The organism is Streptomyces sp. NPDC048637, assembly GCF_040650675.1.
Classification (GTDB): domain Bacteria; phylum Actinomycetota; class Actinomycetes; order Streptomycetales; family Streptomycetaceae; genus Streptomyces.
Genome location: NZ_JBEZHQ010000044.1, coordinates 42,120 through 63,926 on the forward strand (window position 1 = coordinate 42,120; position 21,807 = coordinate 63,926).

General features: G+C 69.9%; 16 protein-coding genes. 12 read left to right on the forward strand and 4 right to left on the reverse strand.

Going from position 1 to position 21,807, the window contains the following annotated elements; all coding sequences use genetic code 11:
• The first annotated feature begins 232 nt into the window (after positions 1 to 232).
• The 11 genes from AB0C46_RS35020 (at position 233) to AB0C46_RS35070 (ending at position 17,219) form a co-directional block, all read left to right on the forward strand.
• Positions 233 to 2,263: an ABC transporter ATP-binding protein gene (locus AB0C46_RS35020; protein WP_362832933.1), complete on the forward strand. Its 2,031-nt coding sequence runs from the start codon at positions 233 to 235 to the stop codon at positions 2,261 to 2,263.
• 296 nt (positions 2,264 to 2,559) lie between these two features.
• The gene (locus tag AB0C46_RS35025; protein WP_362832935.1) at positions 2,560 to 3,786 is read left to right on the forward strand and encodes a cytochrome P450; all 1,227 of its coding nucleotides are present in this window, start codon (positions 2,560 to 2,562) and stop codon (positions 3,784 to 3,786) included.
• 287 nt (positions 3,787 to 4,073) lie between these two features.
• A complete protein-coding gene (locus AB0C46_RS35030; RefSeq protein ID WP_362832937.1) occupies positions 4,074 to 7,217 on the forward strand; it encodes a BTAD domain-containing putative transcriptional regulator in 3,144 nt (1,047 codons plus the stop codon).
• A gap of 160 nt (positions 7,218 to 7,377) precedes the next feature.
• A complete protein-coding gene (locus AB0C46_RS35035) occupies positions 7,378 to 7,875 on the forward strand; it encodes a DUF2975 domain-containing protein (protein WP_362832939.1) in 498 nt (165 codons plus the stop codon).
• Complete coding sequence (locus AB0C46_RS35040; RefSeq protein ID WP_362832941.1) at positions 7,875 to 8,099, forward strand: helix-turn-helix transcriptional regulator; 225 nt, start codon at positions 7,875 to 7,877, stop codon at positions 8,097 to 8,099. Before AB0C46_RS35035 ends, AB0C46_RS35040 begins: the two co-directional genes overlap by 1 nt.
• 479 nt (positions 8,100 to 8,578) lie before the next feature.
• Positions 8,579 to 9,949 (forward strand): erythromycin esterase family protein, encoded by a 1,371-nt coding sequence (locus AB0C46_RS35045; RefSeq protein ID WP_362832943.1) that lies wholly within the window; start codon positions 8,579 to 8,581, stop codon positions 9,947 to 9,949.
• A gap of 276 nt (positions 9,950 to 10,225) precedes the next feature.
• Positions 10,226 to 11,566: a diacylglycerol kinase family protein gene (locus AB0C46_RS35050; protein WP_362832945.1), complete on the forward strand. Its 1,341-nt coding sequence runs from the start codon at positions 10,226 to 10,228 to the stop codon at positions 11,564 to 11,566.
• Positions 11,567 to 11,881: 315 nt separating this feature from the next.
• On the forward strand, positions 11,882 to 13,090 hold the full coding sequence (locus tag AB0C46_RS35055; RefSeq protein WP_362832947.1) for a hypothetical protein: 1,209 nt from the start codon (positions 11,882 to 11,884) through the stop codon (positions 13,088 to 13,090).
• 211 nt (positions 13,091 to 13,301) lie between these two features.
• Entirely contained in the window at positions 13,302 to 15,005 is a 1,704-nt protein-coding gene (locus tag AB0C46_RS35060) for a histidine kinase (RefSeq protein ID WP_362832949.1), read from the forward strand.
• The gene (locus AB0C46_RS35065) at positions 14,998 to 15,684 is read left to right on the forward strand and encodes a response regulator transcription factor (RefSeq protein WP_362832951.1); all 687 of its coding nucleotides are present in this window, start codon (positions 14,998 to 15,000) and stop codon (positions 15,682 to 15,684) included. The genes AB0C46_RS35060 and AB0C46_RS35065 overlap by 8 nt, the downstream gene beginning before the upstream one ends.
• A 539-nt stretch (positions 15,685 to 16,223) precedes the next feature.
• A complete protein-coding gene (locus AB0C46_RS35070; protein WP_362832953.1) occupies positions 16,224 to 17,219 on the forward strand; it encodes a serine hydrolase in 996 nt (331 codons plus the stop codon).
• Positions 17,220 to 17,382: 163 nt separating this feature from the next.
• Here the strand turns inward: AB0C46_RS35070 and AB0C46_RS35075 are convergent, their stop codons facing one another.
• The 4 genes from AB0C46_RS35075 to AB0C46_RS35090 all read right to left on the reverse strand — a co-directional run bounded on the left by AB0C46_RS35075 (position 17,383) and on the right by AB0C46_RS35090 (position 20,296).
• Complete coding sequence (locus tag AB0C46_RS35075) at positions 17,383 to 17,619, reverse strand: hypothetical protein (RefSeq protein ID WP_362832955.1); 237 nt, start codon at positions 17,617 to 17,619, stop codon at positions 17,383 to 17,385.
• A gap of 237 nt (positions 17,620 to 17,856) precedes the next feature.
• Entirely contained in the window at positions 17,857 to 18,735 is an 879-nt protein-coding gene (locus AB0C46_RS35080; protein ID WP_362832957.1) for a hypothetical protein, read from the reverse strand.
• 83 nt (positions 18,736 to 18,818) lie between these two features.
• Positions 18,819 to 19,268 (reverse strand): hypothetical protein, encoded by a 450-nt coding sequence (locus AB0C46_RS35085; RefSeq protein WP_362832959.1) that lies wholly within the window; start codon positions 19,266 to 19,268, stop codon positions 18,819 to 18,821.
• Positions 19,269 to 19,570: 302 nt separating this feature from the next.
• Complete coding sequence (locus tag AB0C46_RS35090) at positions 19,571 to 20,296, reverse strand: nucleotidyltransferase domain-containing protein (protein WP_362832961.1); 726 nt, start codon at positions 20,294 to 20,296, stop codon at positions 19,571 to 19,573.
• Positions 20,297 to 20,679: 383 nt separating this feature from the next.
• Here AB0C46_RS35090 and AB0C46_RS35095 point away from each other — a divergent pair, with 383 nt between their 5' ends.
• Positions 20,680 to 21,723 carry an NUDIX domain-containing protein gene (locus AB0C46_RS35095; protein WP_362832963.1) on the forward strand — a complete coding sequence of 348 codons (1,044 nt, stop codon included), beginning with the start codon at positions 20,680 to 20,682 and terminating at the stop codon, positions 21,721 to 21,723.
• The last annotated feature ends 84 nt before the right edge of the window (positions 21,724 to 21,807 follow it).

Here is a 21,807-nt window from a genome sequence, read left to right on the forward strand (position 1 = left end):
TACGGGGAGTGGAACGGGCCGTTCTTTAGAGCGCCTGTGCCCACCGATGCCCTCCTGGAGAAGCCATGGATCCTGAGTCCGTCCTCGTGAATGGTCGCGTCCGGTTCGAACGGCGGCGGCGTGGGCTCCTGCCCACGCTCTGCCCTGGGCGCGTGCTTGACGGTTCGGGGCGCCTTGTTGACCGCTTCTCCGGTACGGACATGTCATGCCGTGCGGATACGGGGCGGTGCGCATGAGTGCGGCGGAAGGGTACGCGTCTCCGACACCGGGTGAGCAGACCGGTGTTCCTGGTCCCCGCCGGGAGCAGCTGGGCCTGCCGCCGACCGCTGCGCCCAAGGGGCCGGCGGACGGCGATATGGCCGAGGAGCTGGAAGAGGCGTACTGGTCGGTCTACGACGGCGCCGCGGCCAAGTCGACGGTCGGCGAGGTCCTGGTGCGGCTGCCGCGCATCGTGCGGCAGATCGGCCGGCTGGCGTGGCAGGCCGACCGCTCGGCCACGCTGGCGGTCGTGGTGCTGCAGTTGGCCGCCGCGGCGATGTCGGCCTTCGGGCTGGTGGCTTCGGTGGGCGTGCTGCGTGAACTGTTCGGCCACGGGCCGACGCCGGACAAGGTCCGCAACGCGGTGCCACAGATCCTGCTCGTGGTGGGCTTCCTGTCCGCACGCGCGCTGCTTGAGGCCGGAGTCGCTGTCGCGCAGGCGCGGGTGACCCCGAAGATCCGCACCGCGCTGGAGTGTGACTTCCTGCGGCTGACCGCGCATGTGCGGCTGGAGGTCGTCGATGATGCCGACTGGCACGACGACGCCTACCGCGCTTCCGACCGCGGCCTGTTCTACGCCCGGCAGATCGTCGGCCAAGTCGTCTCGCTGGCCGCCACCCTGCTCGGTCTGATCGGGACGGCCGGTGTGCTCACCACTCTGCACCCCGCTCTCCTCCCCTTGCTCCTGCTGTCCGTCCTGCCCGTGGGTGCCGCGGCAGTACGCACGGCGCGGGCCCGGTTCCACAGCTTCAAGCGGTGGAACGCTCTCCAGCGCCGGGTACGGGTCTTCTCCTGGCTGCTGCTGGAGCGTGACGCCGCCGCCGAACTGCGCTCCGACACGGCCCAGAACGCCATCCTGGACGAGCACCGCCGGCTGACCGCCCGGATCGCCGAGGAGGACACCCACCTCGGGGTGAGTTCCGCCGTACTGACGCTGGGCGGCCGGGCCGTGGGCGGGATCGGGACCGGCATCACCTATGTCGCGCTGGGGGCCATGCTGATCGCCGGGTGGCTTCCCCTCGCGGCCGGTGCCGGCGCGGTGCTGGCGATCCAGACCGGACAGACCGCGCTGACACGCTTCGTGGACGTGGCGCATCTGGTCTACGAGCACGCCATGTGGGTCGATGACCTCCTGACGTTCCAGGAGCGCTGCCGTGGACTGCAGCCCCGTCGGCGTGCGGTGACCGCGCCCGTCACCGTCGCCGCCCTCACGCTTGAGGACGTCAGCTTCACCTACCCGGGCAAGGAGACTCCCGCGCTGTGCGGTATCTCGATGACGCTGCGCGCCGGGGAGACCGTCGCCTTCGTGGGCGTCAACGGCTCCGGGAAGAGCACCTGTTCACGACTGATCGCCGGGCTGTACGAGGCGGGCGAAGGCACGGTGCGCTGGGACGGCGTGGACGTGCGGGACATGGACTCCGAGTCGCTGCAGGCACGCGTCGCCACCGTGCTGCAGGATCCGGTGCACTTCCCCTTCAGCGCGCTGGCGAACCTCACGGTCTCCCGTGGCACGCTCACCGACGCCGACCCCCAGCGAGCACTGGACGCCGCGCGGGCCTCCGGTGCCGATCAGGTCATCGCCGGTCTGCCGGGAACCTGGCAGGCGGTGCTGTCCAAACGGTTCCGAGGCGGCCAGGAGCTGTCGGCCGGCCAATGGGCCAAGATCGCCGTCGCGCGAGGGCTGTACAAGAACGCTCCCGTGCTGCTGCTCGACGAGCCGACGGCGAGCATGGACCCCAAGGCCGAACACGCCGTCTACCAGGCGGTGTTGCGGAACAAGAACAGGACGGATCAGATCACCGTGCTGATCTCGCACCGGCTGGCGAGCGTCGTGGAGTGCGACCGGATCTTCGTCTTCGACGGCGGCCGGATCACCGAAGCCGGCTCACACCAGCAGCTCATGGACCTCGGGGGCGACTACGCCCAGATGTTCACCCTCCAGGCGGCCGGTTACCAGGCTGCATCCGCGGCGTCCGACTCAGAACCCGGGTCGGTGCACCGGTGACCGCGCCGACCTCACGGCCCGGCTCTGCCCTGCCCTGTCCTGCCGCCAGAGCTCCAGCGCGCGAACGATCCGTCTCTGGTGGACCAGCCGCCCCGGGACCGGCCCAAACCTTCACGGCTTCAGCATCAACCGGCCCCACCGACCCCGGCACCATTCCCCCCCCAGACACCCACGGGCACCTGCAGAACACGCGCTGGCCGACCATGTCTCCGGCATGGCCGGTGTCAGAGCCGTGTCAGTCGTATGTCAGGTCCATCGGCGACTGTGGCGCAACAACCGCCACGAAAGGAAGTCCGATGAGTCAAACGGTTCCCGTCCCGCACGGCCTGCCCATGGAGCGCGATGCGAGCCCTTTCGACCCGCCCCGCCAACTCACCCGGCTGCGCGAAGCTCGCCCCGTCAGTCCCATGGTTTTCCCCGACGGTCACGAGGGCTGGATCGTCACCGGCTACGACGCGGTCCGCCAGCTCATGGCCGACACCCGGTTCAGCTCCCGCCAGGACATCGGCGTGCTCCACGTGCCGTACGAGACTCCCGGCATGCCCGCCGCCACCGAACCGTCCCCGCAGGTACCGGGCTTGTTCGTCGCCATGGACCCGCCGGACCACACCCGGCTGCGGCGCATGCTCACCGGCGCATTCACCGTCAAACGCATGAAACTGCTCGAAGAGCAGATCATCGCCATCGTCGAGCGGCAGCTGGACGAGCTGGCGCGCCTGACCCCGGCGGTCGACCTGGTGCAGGAGTTCGCGCTGCCGGTGCCCTCGCTGGTGATCTGCGAGATGCTCGGTGTCCCCTACGCGGACCGGGAGACCTTCCAGGTCAACTCGGCCAGGTTCATGGTCAAGGACGTGTCCTTCGACGAGAAGATGGCCGCGTACGGCGCCATGACCACGTACCTGTCCGAGCTGGTCACACGCAAACGCGCCACCCCGGGCGAAGACATACTGTCCGACCTGGCCCGCCATGACGACCTCACCATCGAGGAACTGACCGGCATCGCCTTCCTGCTGCTGCTCGCGGGCCACGAGACCACCGCCAACATGCTGGCACTGGGCACCTTTGCGCTCCTGGAGCACCCCGAGCAGCTGGCCGAACTGCGTGCCAACCCCGACCTGATGCCCGGCGCCGTCGAGGAACTCCTGCGCTACCTGACCATTGCCGACACCTTCTATCGCTACGCCTCGGAGGACATCGAACTCGGCGGTGAAACCATCGGCAAGGGATCGACTGTCGTTGTCTCGCTGCTGGCCGCCAACCACGATCCCCAGCGCTTCGACAACCCCGACACCCTGGACATCCACCGCAAGGCCCGCGGCCACCTGTCCTTCGGCCACGGCATTCATCAATGCCTCGGCCAGCAACTGGCCCGTATCGAGATGCGCGCCGGGTTCGACGGGCTGCTGCGTCGCTTCCCGACCCTCAAGCTCGCCGTCCCCGCCGGGGAGGTGAAACTCAGGACCGACATGAACATCTACGGCGTCCACGAACTGCCGGTCACCTGGACGGAAACGGCCCGGTAAAGCCGTCGGCCGAGCGCATCGCCCATGTAGGAAGCGCCTTTGGGGCCCTGTCTTGTGGATCATTCCGGTCAGCGGCGCGGCCCCAACGCCGTTCCACAGGACATGCCCTGGTCAAAACTTCACGCCCTGGTCACCACGCGTGGAGGGGCGGACCCGAGGAAGACGTGCGGCCCCTCAGCGGGAAGCGTGCAGCCCCGGCGCGCCTGCACCGGGGCCGTTGCCACGACAACATCCCGCAGCGCGCCAACAATTGGATGCCTGCCGAACGCCCATGGCAAAATCAGCGGGTGCAGATCGGGATGCTGGGTCCGTTCGAGATGCGCACGGACGACGGCAGCGTGGCCGACGTGCCGGGCGCGCGGCTGCGCGGGCTGCTGATCGCCCTCGCGCTCAAGCCGGGTCATGTGGTCCCGAAGGCATCGCTCGTCGACTGGATCTGGGGGGAGCACCCGCCCGCCGAGGCGACGAACGCCCTGCAGCGCTTGGTTTCCCGGCTGCGGAAGGCACTGCCGGACGGGGTGGTCGAGAGGCAGCCGGACGGCTACCGGTTGACGGTGGAGCCCGACGCCGTCGACGCCGTACGGTTTGAACGTCTCGTCATCGCGGGCCAGGCCTGCACCGAGCACGGTTCCCGGCGGGTGCGGCTGCTGCGCGAGGCCCTTGAGCTGTGGCGCGGTGCGGCCATGCAGGACGTCGGTCTGCAGGACAGCGCCGCATTCGACGCCGCGGTCAGCCGGCTTGAGGGGTTGCGGCTGACCGCCACGGAGGAGCGGGTCGACGCGGAGGTCGCCCTCGGACGCGGTGCGGAGATGGTCACGGAGCTGACCGACCTGGTGGCCGCGCACCCGATGCGGGAACGGCTCGTCGCCGCGCTGATGCGCGCCCTCGGCGCGGCCGGTCGCGGCAGCGAGGCGCTGCTGGTGTACGAGCGCGCGAGGGAGACCCTGGCCGACGCGCTGGGCGTCGACCCCTCGCCGGAGCTGGCCGCGTTGCACCTCGCGCTGCTGCGGGGCGAACTGGGGCGGCGGGAGGAGAGCCGCAAGACCAACCTCCGCGCCGAGCTGACCACCTTCGTCGGCAGGGGCACCGAAGTGGCCGCGGTCCGCGAGCTCATCACCGAGCACCGGCTCACCACCGTGATCGGGCCGGGCGGCTCGGGGAAGACGAGGCTGGCCACGGAGACCGCGCGCACGCTGCTCGGCGACCTGCCGGACGGGGCCTGGCTGGTGGAGCTCGCCGCCATCGGCGCGGACGGCGACGTGGCGCAGTCGACGCTCGCCGGGCTCGGCCTCCGGGACGCCCTGCTCGGCGGGACCCCGAACACGGAGCTGACGGACCGGCTCATCGCCGCGGTCCGCGAGCGGGAGGCGCTGCTGATCCTGGACAACTGCGAGCACGTGATCGAGGCCGCGGCGGTGTTCGCCCACCGGATGCTCGGGGAGTGCCGGCGGCTGCGGATCCTGGCGACGAGCCGGGAACCGCTCGGCATCACCGGGGAGGCGCTGTGGCCGGTCGAGCCGCTGGCCCTGCCGGAGGGGGACGCCGGCCCGGGCGAGATCGAGTCCTCACCCGCCGTGCGGCTGCTGCGGGACCGGGCCGGGGCGGTGCGCCGGGATCTCGCGGTCGACGGCCACACGCTGGCGACGATGGTGCGCGTCTGCCGGGCGCTGGACGGGATGCCGCTGGCGATCGAACTGGCCGCGGCCCGGTTGCGCACCATGTCCCTCGACCAGCTCGCCAACCGGCTCGACGACCGGTTCCGCCTGCTGACCGGCGGCAGCCGGACCGCACTGCCGCGGCACAGGACACTGCGCGCGGCGGTCGACTGGAGCTGGGAGCTGCTCACCGACGCCGAGCGGACGGTCCTGCGCAAGCTCTCGGTGTTCTCCGGCGGGGCGAGCCTGGAAGCGGCCGAACGGGTCTGCGCCGGCGACGCGGTCGCGCAGGAGCAGGTGCTCGAACTGCTCACCGCGCTGACCGAGAAGTCGCTGCTGCTCGCCGAGGGCGCCGGTGCCCCGCGCTACCGCATGATCGGCACGATCAAGGAGTACGCCGGCCACCGGCTCGCGGAGGCGGGGGAATCGGACCTGGCGCGCCACGCGCACCTGGCCTACTTCACCGAGCTCACCGAGACCGCGGACCCGCACCTGCGGCGCGCCGAGCAGTTGGAGTGGCTGGCCACACTCGAGGCCGAGCACGACAACATCGGTTCGGCGACGCGCGGCGCGCTCGCGGCGGGCGAGGCACAGGCGGCGATGCGGCTCGCCGCGGGCGCGGGCTGGTACTGGTGGCTCGGCGGGCACCGGACCGAGGGCATGGAGCTGATCACCGCGGCCGCCAGGATGCCCGGCGAGGCGACCGACGAGGTCCGGGCCATGGTGTACGGGCTGGTCGTGCTGTTCATGAGCTCCGGGCGGGGCGACGAGCACGATGCGGAGACATGGATCCGCGAGGCGTACCGGTTCAGTCGGCGCAGCCGGCGCCGCTCCCCGCTGCTGGGGCTCGTCGACGCGCTGGAACGCATACTGCAGGCGCCCGACGCATTCGTTCCCGCGTTCGAACCGCTGCTCGACGACGAGGACCCCTGGGTGCGCGCCCTGGCCCGGCTGCACCTGGGCAAGATGCGGATCGTGCGCGGCCGGGACGGGCGGGACGCGGACACGCACCTGGAGCTGGCGCTCGCCGAGTTCCGGGCGCTCGGCGAGCGGTTCGGGATCTCGTTCGCCCTGACCGAGCTGGCGGACCGGATCGCCGTGCGCGGCGAGTTCGCCACCGCGTGCGAGCACTACGAGCAGGCGATCGCGGTCGTCACCGAGGTCGGTGCCACCGAGGACGTCATCCGGATGCGGTCGCGTCAGGCGCAGCTGTACTGGCTGCTGGGTGACGAGGGCGCCGGCGCGGCCGCCCTCGCCGAGGCGCAGCGGTGCGCGGAGCGGGTCACCTGGCCGAGCGCGCTCGCCGAGCTGGCCCTCTCGAAGGCGGAACTCGCCCGGTGGAGCGGCAACACCGACGAGGCGCTCCAGCAACTCGGCGTCGCGACAGCCATATTGGGCGACGAAGCGAAGCAGGTGAACATCCGCGCGGTGACGCACGACCTGCTCGGCTACCTCACCGACGACCTCGGCGAGGCCCGGGCGCACCGCGCGGCGGCCTGCGAGGTGGCGTCCGAGTCGGGATATGCGCCGCTGATCGCGCAGGTGCTCGTCGGGGTAGCGGACCTGGCACTGCGCCGCGACGAGTACGAGCAGGCCGCGCGACTGCTCGCGGCGAGCGCGGGCGTGCGCGGACTGCGGGACCACTCCCACCCGGACGTGGCCCGGATCGAGCAGACCGCGCGGCGCCATCTCGGCGACGCGCGGTTCGCCGAGGCGACTCGGGAGGGAACGCGGACCAGCTGGCCTCAGCTGGTCGAGGTCACACTCGCTTCCTGAACGACGGAGACCGCCCACAGAGGCGAGGACGGCGAACCCGACGCACCGGCGCTGCGGTGACAGGTCACAGGTGTCCGCGGCTCCGACCCGAGCTCGCCAGGCCGTCGACAGCCGAGTGAAGTCGATTGATTTTCGATCGAAATCAATCGACAATCGATACATGCACCGTTTCTTCATCGCCGCCCTGCGGGCCGGCATCGTCGCAGTAATCTTGTTCGGCCTCTTCGGTCAGATCGTGGTGATCCCGACGACGGCAGCCGACGAAGTCGACCACTTCCCTCCTTACGCCCCGTTCGCCGCGCCCTATGTGACGGTGGCAATCGCCGGTATCGCCTGCGTCCAAGTTGCGCTCGTCGCCGTGTGGATGCTGCTCACCATGGTCCAGCGCGATGCGATCTTCACGCCGCGGGCCTTCCGGTGGGTCGACACCATCATCGGGTCCTCGATCGTGGCAACGCTGCTGGCGATCGGGGTCACCGGGCATCTGGCCCTGAGCGACATCCCCTCTCCCGACGACGGCATGGAGGTCATCGGCGCGCTGGCCGCCGCGACCGCGAGCGTCGGCGTGGGGGTGTCGTTCGCGATGCTCATCGTCATCATGCGAAGCCTCCTGCACAAGGCGACGGATCTGCAGACCGAGATCGCCGAGGTGGTCTGATGGCGATCATCGTCGACCTCGACCTCCAGCTCGCCCAACGCAACTTGTCCGTCGGCGAGTTCGCCGATGCCGTCGGCATCACGCCCGCCAATATCGCGGTGCTGAAGAACGGTCGCGCGAAGGCGGTGCGGTTCACGACACTTGACGCGATCTGCCGCACACTCGACTGCCAGCCCGGGGACGTGCTGCGCTGGGTGCCCGACGACGACGCGGACGACACCTAGGGTCCGTGCCGTCGCCGAGCGGGGTCACCTCGTCGCTGACCGATCCTGGGTATCGCAGCCGGCCGAGTGGTTGGAGCGTCACCGCCGCGAACAGCCAATGGCGGACCTCTGGGGAACGGCCCTGCGGGCGCACCTTGCCCGTGACCAGCACATGCTCCGAATCGAGGACGCAGGCATCGTCGAACTCGTCGTAGTCGGGGTCGACGGCGAGCTCCTCCAGATCGAACAACGCGACCTGTTCGCCCGTGATCGCATCGTGCAGAGCGAGTTCGTCGCGGTCGTCCTGGTAGCCGAATTCGCCGGCCCTGCCACGTCGTCGGGCACAAGGAGTTCCCCTGGGCGCCGCCAGCGTGCCGTTCGCGTTCACGCGGCTCAGGAGCAGCCGGCGGCGCGATGGCCGGGGCGGTGGGGGCAACCCCACCCACAATTGGGGGGTGGGGCGCATGGTCGCCGTTCCTCCCGGCAGGAAGCCTGGGGGAATGAGACAACACAGGTCAGCCCTCCTCGCCTTGCTCCTGTCGCTCGGCACGGTCGCCGCCGCCGCGCCCCCGTCCGCGGCACAGTCGCCGGTGCCCGCCCTGGAACGCGCGGCGTACCCGCTGCGCACCACCGAGCCCCAGGGGAATCTGGACGATCTGCGCCCGGTCGGCCGCATGGTGAAGGACGCCCGGGTGGTGGGTCTGGGCGAGGCCACCCACAGTTCGCACGAATTCTTCGCCATGAAGCACCGGGTCTTCCGCTACCTCGTCGACGAGAAGGGGTTCCGCAGCTTCGCCCTGGAAGGAAGCTGGAGCACCGGACTGCGGCTCAACGACTATGTGCTGCACGGCAAGGGCGATCTCCGGCGGATCATGCGCGAGGAGTTCCAGAGCAACTACTCCTGGTGGAACAACAGCGACTACCTGAACCTGCTGACATGGATGCGCAGTTACAACAGTCGGCATCCGCACGATCCGGTCCAGTTCATGGGCGATGACTTCGGGTACGCCGGCGCGGAGCTCTATGACCAGGTGACGGGCTATGTGGCCAAGGCCCACCCGGCGCTGCTGCCGCGCTTCGCCGCGCTCTACCGCGGCCTGCGGCCCACGACCACCGTCGAGGCCCATGTGAACGGCTATCTGAAACGGCCGCTGGCCGAACGGCAGGAGATATCCAACAGGACCGGGCGCGCGCTGGAGCTGCTCAAACGGCAGCGGCCCGGCGCGGGGACCGCTGGGGAGGCGTACGCCTGGGCCGTCCAGCACGCCACCGCCATCGACCAGACGGCCCGGGGGTACGCCTTTGACTTCGACGACCCGCGGCAGAGCGCGGCGGGCATGCGCTACCGCGATGCGGTCATGGCGGACAACGTGGCCTGGTGGCAGAGGCACACCGGGGACAAGATGGTGCTGTCGGCTCATGATGCGCATGTCGCCCTGCGGACCTACGACCCGAAGCACTACCCCAAGGTGCAAGGGAGCTTTCTGCGCGACAAGTTGGGCAAGCGCTATGTGAGTATCAGCATGACCTTCGACCGTGGCTCGTTCAACGCCACCGGAGCCGACGGGCGGGTCCGGGCCCACACCGTGGGTCCCGCGAAACCCGGCAGCAATGAGTACACCCTGGACCGCGTGCGCTACCGCGACTACGTCCTCGACCTGCGAACCGCCCCGCCCGCGGCCCGCGCCTGGCTGGCCACGGCACGTACCACCAGGAGCATCGGCACGGCGTACCCCTGGCCCGGGACGGAGTGCCAGATCGCGCTCGCTCGGTCGCACGACATCGTCGTCCATCTGCACCAGGTCGGTGCCGCCCGGCTGCTGACCGCCCCGTCACCCGCGCGTCCTCTCGCGCCCCGATCCGCTGCTTGACCGCAGCGAGGATCCGATCCGACCGGTACTCCCCCGGCACCTGGAACAAGCTGGCGTGCGCACCCACCTCTGGCGTGCGCACCCACCTTTCCGCCGTCCCGGAGGCGGACGGTCACCGTCAGACAGCTGGTCCCGCTCGGGTAGGTGAGGGTCCCCCGGGCCCGACCTCACCGACCTGCCAGGGGAGGCGCCGCTCGCGCCAGGTGATGCGCCTCGTCGCCTGCGCCTGTGCAATGGAAAGAGGGAGGTCGCGGAACCGGCGGGAGGCGTATGCGGGTGGACAGGCGTTGGGCCGCACGTCTGGCACTGGCGGCGGGAACGGCGGCGCTGCTGGTCCTGCTGGTGTTCGCCGGGCTTCGGAGCTTCGTGCTGGTGGGCGTGGGGCTGGCCGGGCTGGCCGCCACGGCGGCCGGTCTGTGGTGGGTGCTCGCGCACACAGGCGCTATCAGGGTGCTCGCCTTCATACTGGCGACCGCCACACCGGTCGTCGTCCTGGTGCTCTATGCGGTGGCCGGGCTGCTGTGGGTAGTGCTCGTCTCACTCGCCCTGTGGACGCTTGCCGTCTTCACAGGCAGAACAGCACTGGCGCAGAGCACCGGCCCGGCGCGCCCACCGGAACACCCGGTCGCTCCTCCGAGTCGCCCCTTCCTCATCATGAACCCGCACTCGGGCGGCGGTAAGGTCGGCAGATTCCACCTGGCGGAACGGGCCAGGGCTCTCGGCGCCGAGGTCGTCGAGCTGGATCCCGCACAGCCGCAGGACGTGGCGGAGCTGGCGAGGCGGGCCGTCGACGACGGCGCCGACCTGCTCGGTGTCGCAGGCGGCGACGGTACGCAGGCGCTGGTCGCGAGCGTGGCGGCGGCGCGCGGTGTTCCGTTCGTCGTCATCTGTGCCGGGACCCGCAACCATTTCGCCATGGACCTCGGCCTCGATCGTGAGGATCCCTCGGCCTGCCTTGAGGCGCTCACCGACGGTGTCGAGCTCCGCGTCGACCTGGGCTTCATGGACGTGGGGCGGCCTACGGCAGAGGGCCGGGGGCGCGTCTTCGTCAACAACGCCTCGTTCGGCGCGTACGCGACCGTGGTACAGAGCCCGGCCTACCGCGACGACAAGGCCCGTACCACCCTTCAGATGTTGCCGGATCTGCTGACCCACCACAGCGGCCCGCGCCTGACGGTGCGTGCTGGCGACGTGACCGTCGACGGGCCCCAAGCCGTCCTGGTGAGCAACAACCCGTACCGGATGGGAGATCCCGCGGGACTGGGGCGCCGGGAACGGCTGGACTCCGGCGTCCTGGGAGTGCTCGGGGTCACGGTCGACAACGCGGTCCAGGCGGCCTCGATGCTGCGCGGCAGCCATGGGCCGGGGCTGACCTCGTTCGCCGTCCAGGAGGTGATCGTCGACGCCGACGCCCCCGTCATCCCGGCCGGTGTCGACGGCGAGGCCCTCACCGTGCCCACCCCCGTACGCTGCTGGATCGAACCGGGTGCTCTGCGCGTACGGCTGCCCAGCCACCGTCCGGGCACGCCGCGCGGCAAGCCGCCGATGAACTGGCGCAGGGTGCGCCGGCTGGCCCTGACGGTGGGGCGGACCGCGAGGGGGCGGGACACCGGCTGACGGCGCACCGCGGCGGTACGCCGTCGCACTCGCGCTGACCGCACTGGGCGCGGCCGTCGATGTCACGGGCGAACGGGAAACCGCCTGCCTGCGGCTTACGGCCTTCTCCGGTCCGTTCGCCGCCGTGCCTGCGCCCTCCAGGCCGCCTGCACCGGCGCCACCCCCGCCTCATCGGTGACCGTTCAACAACCCTCCGTTGCCACTCCGTCCACCTTTTGAGTTTCGCTGCCGTAACGGAACCCCGGCGTCCACCAGCTCCTCTCTCTGGGCGTCCAGTAGGGCACTTCAGGGCGAAAAAATGCGATGAGGACCGTAATGCGTGCAATCAGTCGGCGGGGAATGCTCGGACTCGGGGCAGGAGCGGCGGCGGCGTTGTCCGTCGCCGGCTGCTCGTCCTCGGATTCGCCGGAATCCGGATCCGGCAAGGTCGGAACCAAGCCCGGCAAGACGCCGCAGGCCAAGCCGATCGGCGACGGCTCGACCGTCTACACCGGCAAGCAGCCGAAGCAGCCGCCCAAGCCGGAGCGGCTGACGCCGGGCCAGAAGCCGCCCCAGTTCGTGGTCTTCTCCTGGGACGGCGCGGCCGAGGTGGGCAATGGCCTCTTCCCGCGGTTCCGCAAGCTCGCCCGCGACCACAACGCCTCGATGACCTTCTTCCTCTCCGGGCTGTACCTGCTGCCCGAGTCGAAGCGGCGGCTGTACCGGCCGCCGAACAACCCCGTCGGCGCCTCCGACATCGAGCTCCTCGACGATGACCACATCAAGTTGACCCTGAAGAACCTGCGCGCGGCGTGGCTGGAGGGCCACGAGATAGGCACGCACTTCAACGGCCACTTCTGCGGCACCGGCAGCGGCTCGGTCGCCCACTGGACCCCCGCCCAGTGGGACTCCGAGATCCAGCAGGCCATGGACTTCGTCACCAAGTGGCGTACCAACACCGGCTTCACCGACATCGACCCGCTGCCCTTCGACTACAGCAAGGAACTCGTCGGCGCCCGCACCCCCTGCCTGCTGGGCCAGGAAAACCTGCTGCCGACGGCACGGAAGCGCGGCTGGCGATACGACGCCAGCTCCCCCGGCGGCCTCCAGGTCTGGCCCACCAAGAAGCACGGCATATGGGACTTCCCGCTCCAGTCCATACCGTTCGGCAGCCTCCCCGCCGGTGTCCTCTCGATGGACTACAACCTGATGTACAACCAGTCCCAGAACTCCACCAAGGGCCCGCCGGCCAACTACCCGCGCTGGCGCAAGCAGGCCACCGACGCCTACATCGCCGGCTTCCAGCGCGCGTACGAGACGAACCGGGCCCCCTTGTTCATCGGCAACCACTTCGAGCAGTGGAACGGCGGCATCTACATGGACGCCGTCGAGGAAGCGATCAAGCACATCGCCGACGAGAAGCACAAGGACGTCCGCATGGTCTCCTTCCGCCAGCTCTGCGACTGGCTCGACGCCCAGGACCCCCAGGTCCTCGCCCACCTGCGTCAACTCGGCGTCGGACAGAAGCTCACCGGACGCGGCTGACGGAGCCGGACAGCGTGTGGAAAATCCCCCACCCCCATACGGAGGCAGTCCTCCGAAGGGTTCTGCCGGCGCGCCGGGCCGCCTCCGGCCCATACCCGTTCCGTCTGTCGGCAGGACTTCTCCCATTCGATACGGCCTCTGCCTTTAGTAAGAGGCGGCTCGCCCTCAAGGAGCACGGAAACCTCGTGCGAGGCCCCCGATAATCGGCGTCATGTCGTCCAGCACCCCACCCGTGACCGAGAACCACCCTGCCCAGAGCCTCTTTGCGGAGCCCGGGGAACAAGGACGGTGGCTGCTGTGGCGGGCGGTGGGCGAGGCGTTCCTGGCCACCGCGCTGGTGCTGCTCGTCCACGAGGGCGAGTCGACGATCGACGCCAGGCTGTTGGGCTGGCCGGCGGCCCTGGGAGCCGTCGGCATCGCGCTGGTGCTGGTGCGGCGCCGCTTCCCGGTGGCCTGTGTGCTCGGGCTGGCCGCGCTGATCGGGGTGGCGCCCTCCGTGGCACTGCTGACCGCGGTGGCCGCCTATACCGCGGCCCGGCAGATGAGGACGCCGCGGCGGCGGATCGAGGTGCTGCTCGGGGCGGCCGTCCTGACGATGCTGGCCTGCGCGGCGTTCGCTCCCGAGCTGGAGGTGGGCAACGCGCTCTTCGGCCTTGCATTGGGTGCGGTGTTCGCCGTCACCACGGTCGTGCTGCCGGGGCTGGTCGGTACCGCCGGAGGGCAGCAGGACCGGCTGCTGCGGGCGTTGCGGGAGCGCGCCGCCGCCGCCGAGGAGGCGCGGCGGCTGGCGCACAGCGAGTCGCGGATGCGTGAACGGTCGCGTATCGCCGCGGAGATGCACGATCTGGTCGGGCACCGGCTGAGCCTGGTCTCCCTGCACGCGGGCGGGCTGGAGATGGCGCTGGACAAGGCGGCGCCCGAACTGCGGGACGAGGCCGCTGTGGTGCGCCGTGCCACCCGCGACGCGATGCAGGAGCTGCGGGAGGCGCTGGGAGTCCTCGGCCCGCTGGGAGGCGACACCGGCACCGGCGCGCTGACCGACGCGACGGGCACCCGCGCGGACATCGAGGCGCTGGTCGAGGAGTCACGCAGCGGCGGCGTTCCCGTCGAGTTCTCCTGGGAGGGGCCCGATCTCGACGCCCGGCCGGCCCGGGTGCGGCGCGCGCTCCACCGGGTGGTGCGCGAATGCCTCACCAACGTGCACCGGTACGCGGCCGGGGCCCATGTGACCGTCGCGGTCCGCCACACCGACCAGCGGGTGGCGGTACGGGTGCACAATGGCGTTCCTCCCACCCGGCCCGCTGCCGTGACCGGGCTCGGCTCCGGGCGCGGGCTGACGGGGTTGCGGGAGCGGGTGGCGCTGCTCGGCGGCGGACTGGAGGCCGCACGGACGCCCGGTGGCGGCTTCGCCGTGGTGGCCGACATCCCCGCCGATCCCGGGCCCGGCGCGGAGACGGCGGACGCGGCGCCGGACGACGACGGACCGGTGGCCGTCGACGAGCCCGGCGGCAGACTCTCCGTCCTCCAGCGGCGGGTTGCCGGCGCCGTCATCGGTCTGCTCGGCCTGGCGGGGGTGGGCGTGTTGATGCTCTTCGGGCTCTTGCTGGTGGCCCATTCACGCTATGACCTCGCTTATCAGAACCCCGAACGACCCCGGCTGGGGATGACGAGGGAGCAGGTGGAGCGCGCCGTGGCAGCGGACGACGACGCGTCGCGCGCGGCCGCCGCCGGGCGCGAGCCGCCACGGCCGGCTGCCGCCACAGAGTGCATGTATCCGTACGCGAGTGGAAGGGCCAAGGGCAGGAAGTTGGAGATCGACCGCTACTGCTTCCGGTCCGACACTCTGATCGCCATCGACCGTTTCTGGGTTCCAATTGTGACCGAACCGCACAGTGGGAGCACGACGCATGACTGACCAGACCAACTCCGCGGGCTCCGGGCCGGGTTCCGCGATCCGGGTGCTGCTCGCCGACGACGAGGAGATGATCCGGCACGCCATCGGGCTGATCCTCCGGCACGCCGACGGTATCGACGTGGTGGGCGAGGCGCCCAACGGCGCCGAGGCCGTCCGGCTCGCCACCGAGCACCGGCCGGACGTGGTGCTCCTCGACGTCCGCATGCCCGTACTCGACGGGATCTCGGCCATCGAACCGCTCACCGCCCTGGATCCCGCGCCGCAGGTCGTCATGCTCACCACCTTCGGCGACGAGGAGAACGTCACCCGCGCCCTGCGTGCGGGCGCCACCGGCTTCCTGCTCAAGGACGAGGGGCCGCAGGAGCTGATCCGCGCGGTACGGGCCGCCGCCGCGGGGGATGCGGTGCTCTCGCCGGGCGTCACCGGGTCCGTCATCCGGCGCATGCTGAGCGGCGGCGGCGCGGGTGTCCCGGACCGAAGGGTGGCGGGGCTGACGGACCGGGAGCGGGAGGTGCTGGTCATGCTGGGCGAGGGACTCTCGAACCTGGAGATCAGCAAGGGGCTCGGCATCGGCGTGGGGACGGTCAAAACCCACGTCGGGTCGATCCTGGGGAAGACGGGCTGCGGCAGCCGGGTGCAGGCCGCGCTGTTGGCGCACGAGACCGGACTCATGAACTGAGTCCCAGGCCGGGCCGAGGGGCTGAGACCGCCCCGGAGAGACCCGACCCGGAGTCATCGACACGGCCGTGTCAACGATGAAGTCGACACGACCTGGACGACAGCCCGTGGACAGCACAACAGCTCATGAGCCAAGGCAGTCGGGTCTCTCTTCGGGCAGAGCGGCCATAGTCCGTGCGGACGACACCCGCCGCGGCGGTTCTTCCCTTGGGCAGCGGCGCATGCCCGACCCGAGAGGGACGAATCGAGGTGTGTACCGCGACCACGATGGTCGGGAACGTGGCCCCCCTTCTCACCCGGCAGTTGGGACAGCACGCTCCCTCGCACCAGCCGGAGCAAGGGAGCGTGAAGCCAGGCCACCGGCCAGCCCATTTGGGCGCATGACGGCAGTAAATCGTGTGCCGGCTAACGGAGTTGATGCCACATCAGCCGCTCCACAACAACAACTGCCTGTGTGCCCTTCCCGGCAACCGGACCCGTCATGATGACCGAATTTCTCAAGCCGATTGTTCAGACGCTCGCAAAGGACAGTGATCACACATGAGATGGGTTTCCACCGTCACCGCAGCGGCCATAGGAGCCGGAGCGGTTGCCGGAACCATCGCCGCGGCCACACCTTCCGCCGCGGCACCGCAACGAGCCAAGGCGGTCACCTCGACGGTGCACTGCACATCCAAGGACCAAAAGCTCGCCAGGAAACTCTCGGACGACATAGCCCACGCACTGGCAAGCCGGAAGAGCATGGCATCGCTCTCCTTCTACGACCGCCCCACCAAAACCCGCTGCACCTCCGACGCCGCCAAAACGTACGACTCGGCCAGCGTGACAAAGACAATAATTCTCGCCGCCCTGCTGTACCAGAAGGGCGGCACCCTCACTGCGGCGGAAGACGCACTCGCACGCAAGATGATCACCGAATCGGACAACGACTCCGCCACCACCCTGTGGAAGCAAATGTCCGACCTGACCGACCCCAAGAAGCCGAACCCCACCAAGGTCCAGGAATTCCTTGACAAGGCCGGGATGAACAACACCGTCCTCGACAAGGAAGGCTCCTGGGGCCTCACCCAGATCACCGCAGACGACCAGGCCAAGCTCCTGCGCATCTTCTCCGGCAACGACGACTCGGTCCTCGGGGGCACGGCCCGCGCCTATGCACTCCAGCTCATGCACCAGGTCCAGAGCACCCAGCGCTGGGGAGCCACCGCCGGCGCTCCCCTCGACTCCATGATCCATGTGAAGAACGGCTGGCTGCAGCGCAGCCAGAACCCCGACGTCGATTCCTTCGACAAAGGCGACTGGAAAGTGAACAGCGCAGCCGTCCTCACCGAAAACGGCTACGACTCCGGACTCGTCATCCTCACCGAAAACAACAGAGTCCCCGAAGGACACCCCGCAAACGAAGGGTGGGACTACGGGATCGAAACGATAGAGACCCTCTCCCGGACCATATACCGCGACGTTTACCAGAACGCCGAAGGCTTCAACCCCAGCAGGCCGCCTCTTCCGGCCGCCAAGCCCGCCACAGCAGGCTAAGACGTCAGTCCACGCCAGATACGGGCCCGGTTCCGGGCGAGCAGCGCCGACCGGGCTGAGCGGTCAGCTGCTGACGAGGGACCGGGCAACCGGGCGCCATGGCCCGCCTGCCCTTCGGGCCCGGGGAGGGACGATCGGCCCTCCCCGGGCCCGGACAGGACGATCAGGCCGGCTTGTGTTCATGAGCCGGAGCGCCATTGATGTCCAGAATCTCGCGGAAAGCGGTCATGCACGGCGAGCAGTAGCGTGCGGTGGGGTCATCCTCCTGGTCCGACGGCCTGGGGCCGTGGACAGCCAGCTTGCGGCCGCACAGCGTGGAACGGGCGTCGTGCTTGGCCATGACATGCCACACCTCTCCTGAGCTGCCGGTCGTTGAGGGGCCGGCGCGCATCTCGTACATGGGCCTCTCCCTGATACTGGTGGGGGCTGGACGGCAGGGAACAAGCCGCCGCCTCCAGCGCCGTGGGTCCGGTTCCATCCGTTGCTCATGGAACACCGGGACACCCGGCTGGGCCATCGCGGGAGGGCCGGACGGGTGATCCGTCACCCTGCCGAGTTCGATCGCCGGCGGCCGGGGGAAGAGATGCCCGCCGCGAGAGCGGGCCGCGCCGGCCCGCCCCGCCCGCGGCGGCACCCCTCAGGCGCCACCACGGATGACCTGGCGGGCGGCCTTGAGCCAGCTGGTTTTCTGGGCAGCAAGCTTCCGGAATTCCGCGGCGTGGCTGCGCACCACACCGTGCTGCATTCGCGTCTCCGCCGTGCCCCAGACAGACACGAGATGCGTCTTCTGCTTGCACTGCACGTCCGCCTGTGCCACGGCGAACTCCTGAGAGGAAGGCCGGGGGGATTTCGTCCAGCGGTCATCGCCGGCGGCGGCGAGTGGGTCCGCATAGCGATATCCGTTCCGCTGCATACAGGCACTCCAGGAACGGACGACGGATCGCACCGCACGATGCTGCTGAGATGCCGTGAACTCCTCACGGATACGCCGGTTGAACTGCGCCGTGCTGCCCTTCGGGACGCCTCGCAGCAGGTGGCCGTGCGCCCTTTTCCAGCACCCGCTGACGCCGTCCTTCCCGTAAGCGGCGAGCTGCGCGGCGCGGGGCATCTTCTCCCGGGCCCGCCAGATCTCGTCCCGCCGAGCCGTTTCCGGCGGTGCCGGCGGCAGGTGGTATCCGAACCGGCGGGCGACATCCGGTTCGATGACCCCGTAACGGCGTCGTTGTGGCGGGTCCGGGTCGACGGCGCTCGGTCGGGGAAGTGCCCTCCACGCCTTCCCCTCGGCCCCCATGCAGTCGCGGATCAGGACGTCTTCGGCCGATTCGATGGTGTGGACATCGGGGCCGGAGAGCGCGTAGGCGTCGAACGGCAGGACCAGACGGCGTACTTCTACGGAGGCGGGCGGCGCTGCGGGGGGCCGCGGGCTGTGGCGCGGCGGGGAGGGCACTACCCCGGACGAACACCCGGTGACCAGGGCCAGCAGAGCCAGGACGGCGGCGGTATGACGGAAGGGCATGGTGACCTCACTACGCACTACACACTACGCACTGCGGCGCGGTGGGGCGGCCTGTCTCCGGGCCGCCCCCTCACACGGTGCTGCTACCGGAACGTCACGCAGCTGGCCTTGTTGTCGAAGCCGTTGTTCGACAGGTCGTTGTCCGAGCTGTGTGCATTGGAGTAGTAGTGCGGCCCGACGCAGCTGCCGGGGTGATCACTCAGCACCACGAAGTGGGATGTGGTGTTGTTGACCGAGCTGGTGCCGTTGTCGATCGTGCGGCCCTTGTGCGGTCCGCTCAGCCAGCGGTTGTTCCTCAGGTCGCGGTCGGAGCCCGTGACATAGGCATAACCGCCGTGCCGGTTGTCGTCCTTGAAGAAATAGAACTTGGCGGCATTGATGCCCACCTCGGCCGGTGCCGCGGAGTCACCTGCCGCCGCGGTCGTCACGGGCGGAGCAGCCGTGGTGGCGCCCGCGGTGGCCGCGCCGATCCCGACCAGTCCCACCGTGCTCAACGCGCCCGCGGCCAACGTCCGCATGATGTTGCGCTGCATGTTCTCTTCTCCCCCTTGAATCAACGGTGCTGCCGACCTGGGTGAGGAGCGTTCCCGGTCACGGAATGCCCCTCGTCCCCCGGGCCATGCCCGGCGTCAGAGTTGATTCAAGCACTTGTCGCACAGCAGGTACACAGGATTCCAGGAGGTTCGAGAGTGCGGGGAGGGGTTTGTTCGGCGGCGGGGCACCATGGCGCTCCGCGCGGAGGCGAGGGGGGATGGGGCGGCTCTTCGTCAGGGTGGGTCGCCCCGATAACACGGGTGGAACGTGGTCGAGTTGGGACCTCGGCCGACGCCACGGGTCATCCGCCCCATCGTTGTGTGTACCCCTCTCGCAGTGGGCCGCCGAGCAGGTCGAGCACCTGCTCAGCCGCAGCTGCCAAGGGGGCGGGGTCGCCGTGTTCGGCCACCGCTTGGTGGCCGTCCAGCAGGGCCCTGCCTCGTTCCGGGTCTGCGCTGAGCAGTCTGCGGGGCAGCCATCTGCCGATGCCTGTCCAGGCGCCGTGATGGGCCGTGAGCAGGTGCACGGCCTCGCGCAGGGTGGAGTCGGCGAGGGAGAGCTGTTCGTAGCGCTCGGCCGGCCGGGTGTCGATCAGATCGTCCATGAAGCAGGTGAGGAAGTAGCGGGCTCGTTGCCACTCGGTCGGGGTGAGCGGTGGTGGGCCGGCCGCGAGTAGCGCTCGGGCCTGTGCGCGGGCACGGGACACATGGCCGTGCGGATCCATCAGGGGCAAGCCCTGGTCATAGAGGAAGAGTACGGTGCCCCGGCGGCGGACTCTGTCCCCGTCGAAGACCGCCGGGAGGTCCGCCAGGGTGTGCAGGAACAGCTCGGCCAAGCGGCCCTCGTGGCGTATCACCTCGCGGCGGCTGGTATCCGAGTCCGGAAGCAGGACGGCCACGTCCAGATCGCTGGTCGCAGTCGCGCGGCCTCGGGCGGCCGAGCCGCCGAGGGTCGCGCCCAGGGCGTGCGGGTAGCGGCTCGTGATCAGGCCCAGAGCTTGGGCGGTCAGGGCTGCTTGATCATTCATGGACGTCCATCCTGCCAGCCCCGGAGGGCGCCTTCCACCCCAGGCGATGAGGTGGCATGCCCCGGCTCAGCGTGCGGGGTCGATCGACCCACCCCACCGCTCCTCGCCCCACACCGGGGCCGATCACCAATTCGCTCGGCTCGCTCAGTTCGCTCAGTTCGCTCAATACGCTCGGTTCGCTCAGTGCAGAGCCAGGCCGAGTTCCTTCTCCAGCACGGTGGCCTGTTCCGGTGTGGCGAACACGTAGCCGAGGGGGAAGCCCTCGGGAAGGTGCACCTTCTCCAGGAGCAGCAGCTGATACGGAGGTACGAGGCGGCGGCACCTTCCGCTGCTCCCCGCCCCGCATGTCCGGCTCAATCAATACGCTGAAAGGCAGTTTCGCGATGGGAAACGTCACGCAGGACGCATGGGACACCCATTACGCAGAAGGCCGTTCCTTCCGCCCGCTCGACGACGCCGAACACACCCTGCTCCAGGAACTTGTTCCCGCACCGCCCGGCGGCGGCCATGCCCTGGACGTGGGCTGCGGCCTGGGCGATCTCGCCCGCCATCTCGCGGCCACCGGCTACACCGTCGACGCCCTCGACTACGCGGCCTCGGCGCTCCGCACCGCCCAGCAGACACCACCGGCGTCCGGCACGGTGAGGTTCATGCGGTGCGACATCGAGCGGGACCCCCTCGACGGCCTGCACTCCTCGTACGACCTGATCGCCTTCCGGCTGAGCTATGCCTTCATCGGCGACCGCACCCGTGTCATGCACCGATTGCGCGAACGGCTGAGCCCCGGCGGCGCGGTCGTGGTGATCACCCCGGTCGCGGCGGCGGTGTCTGCCGAACGCCGTGCCATCGCGCTCGATGAGGAGGAGATCACCCTGCTGTCCGCCGGATGGCACACGGTCGAACGACGTGACGCGGAAGGGCTGGCGTTCCTCGTGCTGCGCAACCCTGCCTCGGGCCCGGTGGCCTACCGCGGCAAGGGGCGCCCGTCCCCGCACGCCCTGACCGGTGCGGGCGTCGTGGTGACCGACGAAGCGGGCCGTGTGCTGCTGGGCAGGTCGCTGCGGGGGACGTGGGAGCTGCCCGGTGGCAAGAACGACGGCGGCGAATCATTCGTCGAGGCCGCCGTGCGCGAGCTGGCAGAGGAGACCGGCCTCACGGCCAAGGCGGCCGATGCACGGCTGCTGGCAATCCTGATGGACGCCGTTCACGGCATGCCGCGTGTGACTGCCGCTGTGCGCGTCATCGACTTCTGCGGCACACCGGCCGTGCGCGAGCCGGAGCTGATCCACCGCTGGGAGTGGCACGACATCGCCGACCTCCCGGCCCTTGCCGCCGCCCTGTTCACGCCCAGCGCCCACGTCCTGGACGTCGTCTGGCCCGGACTGCTGCCCGACCTGCCGCCCGTCCACCGGCATCCCCTCGTCTGACGGGCGCGGCCGCAAGCCCAGGCCCGCGAAGCCCGGGGGGCAAGGACCAGTGACACGACCCGTGCCGATGCGGGGCCCGTCGCG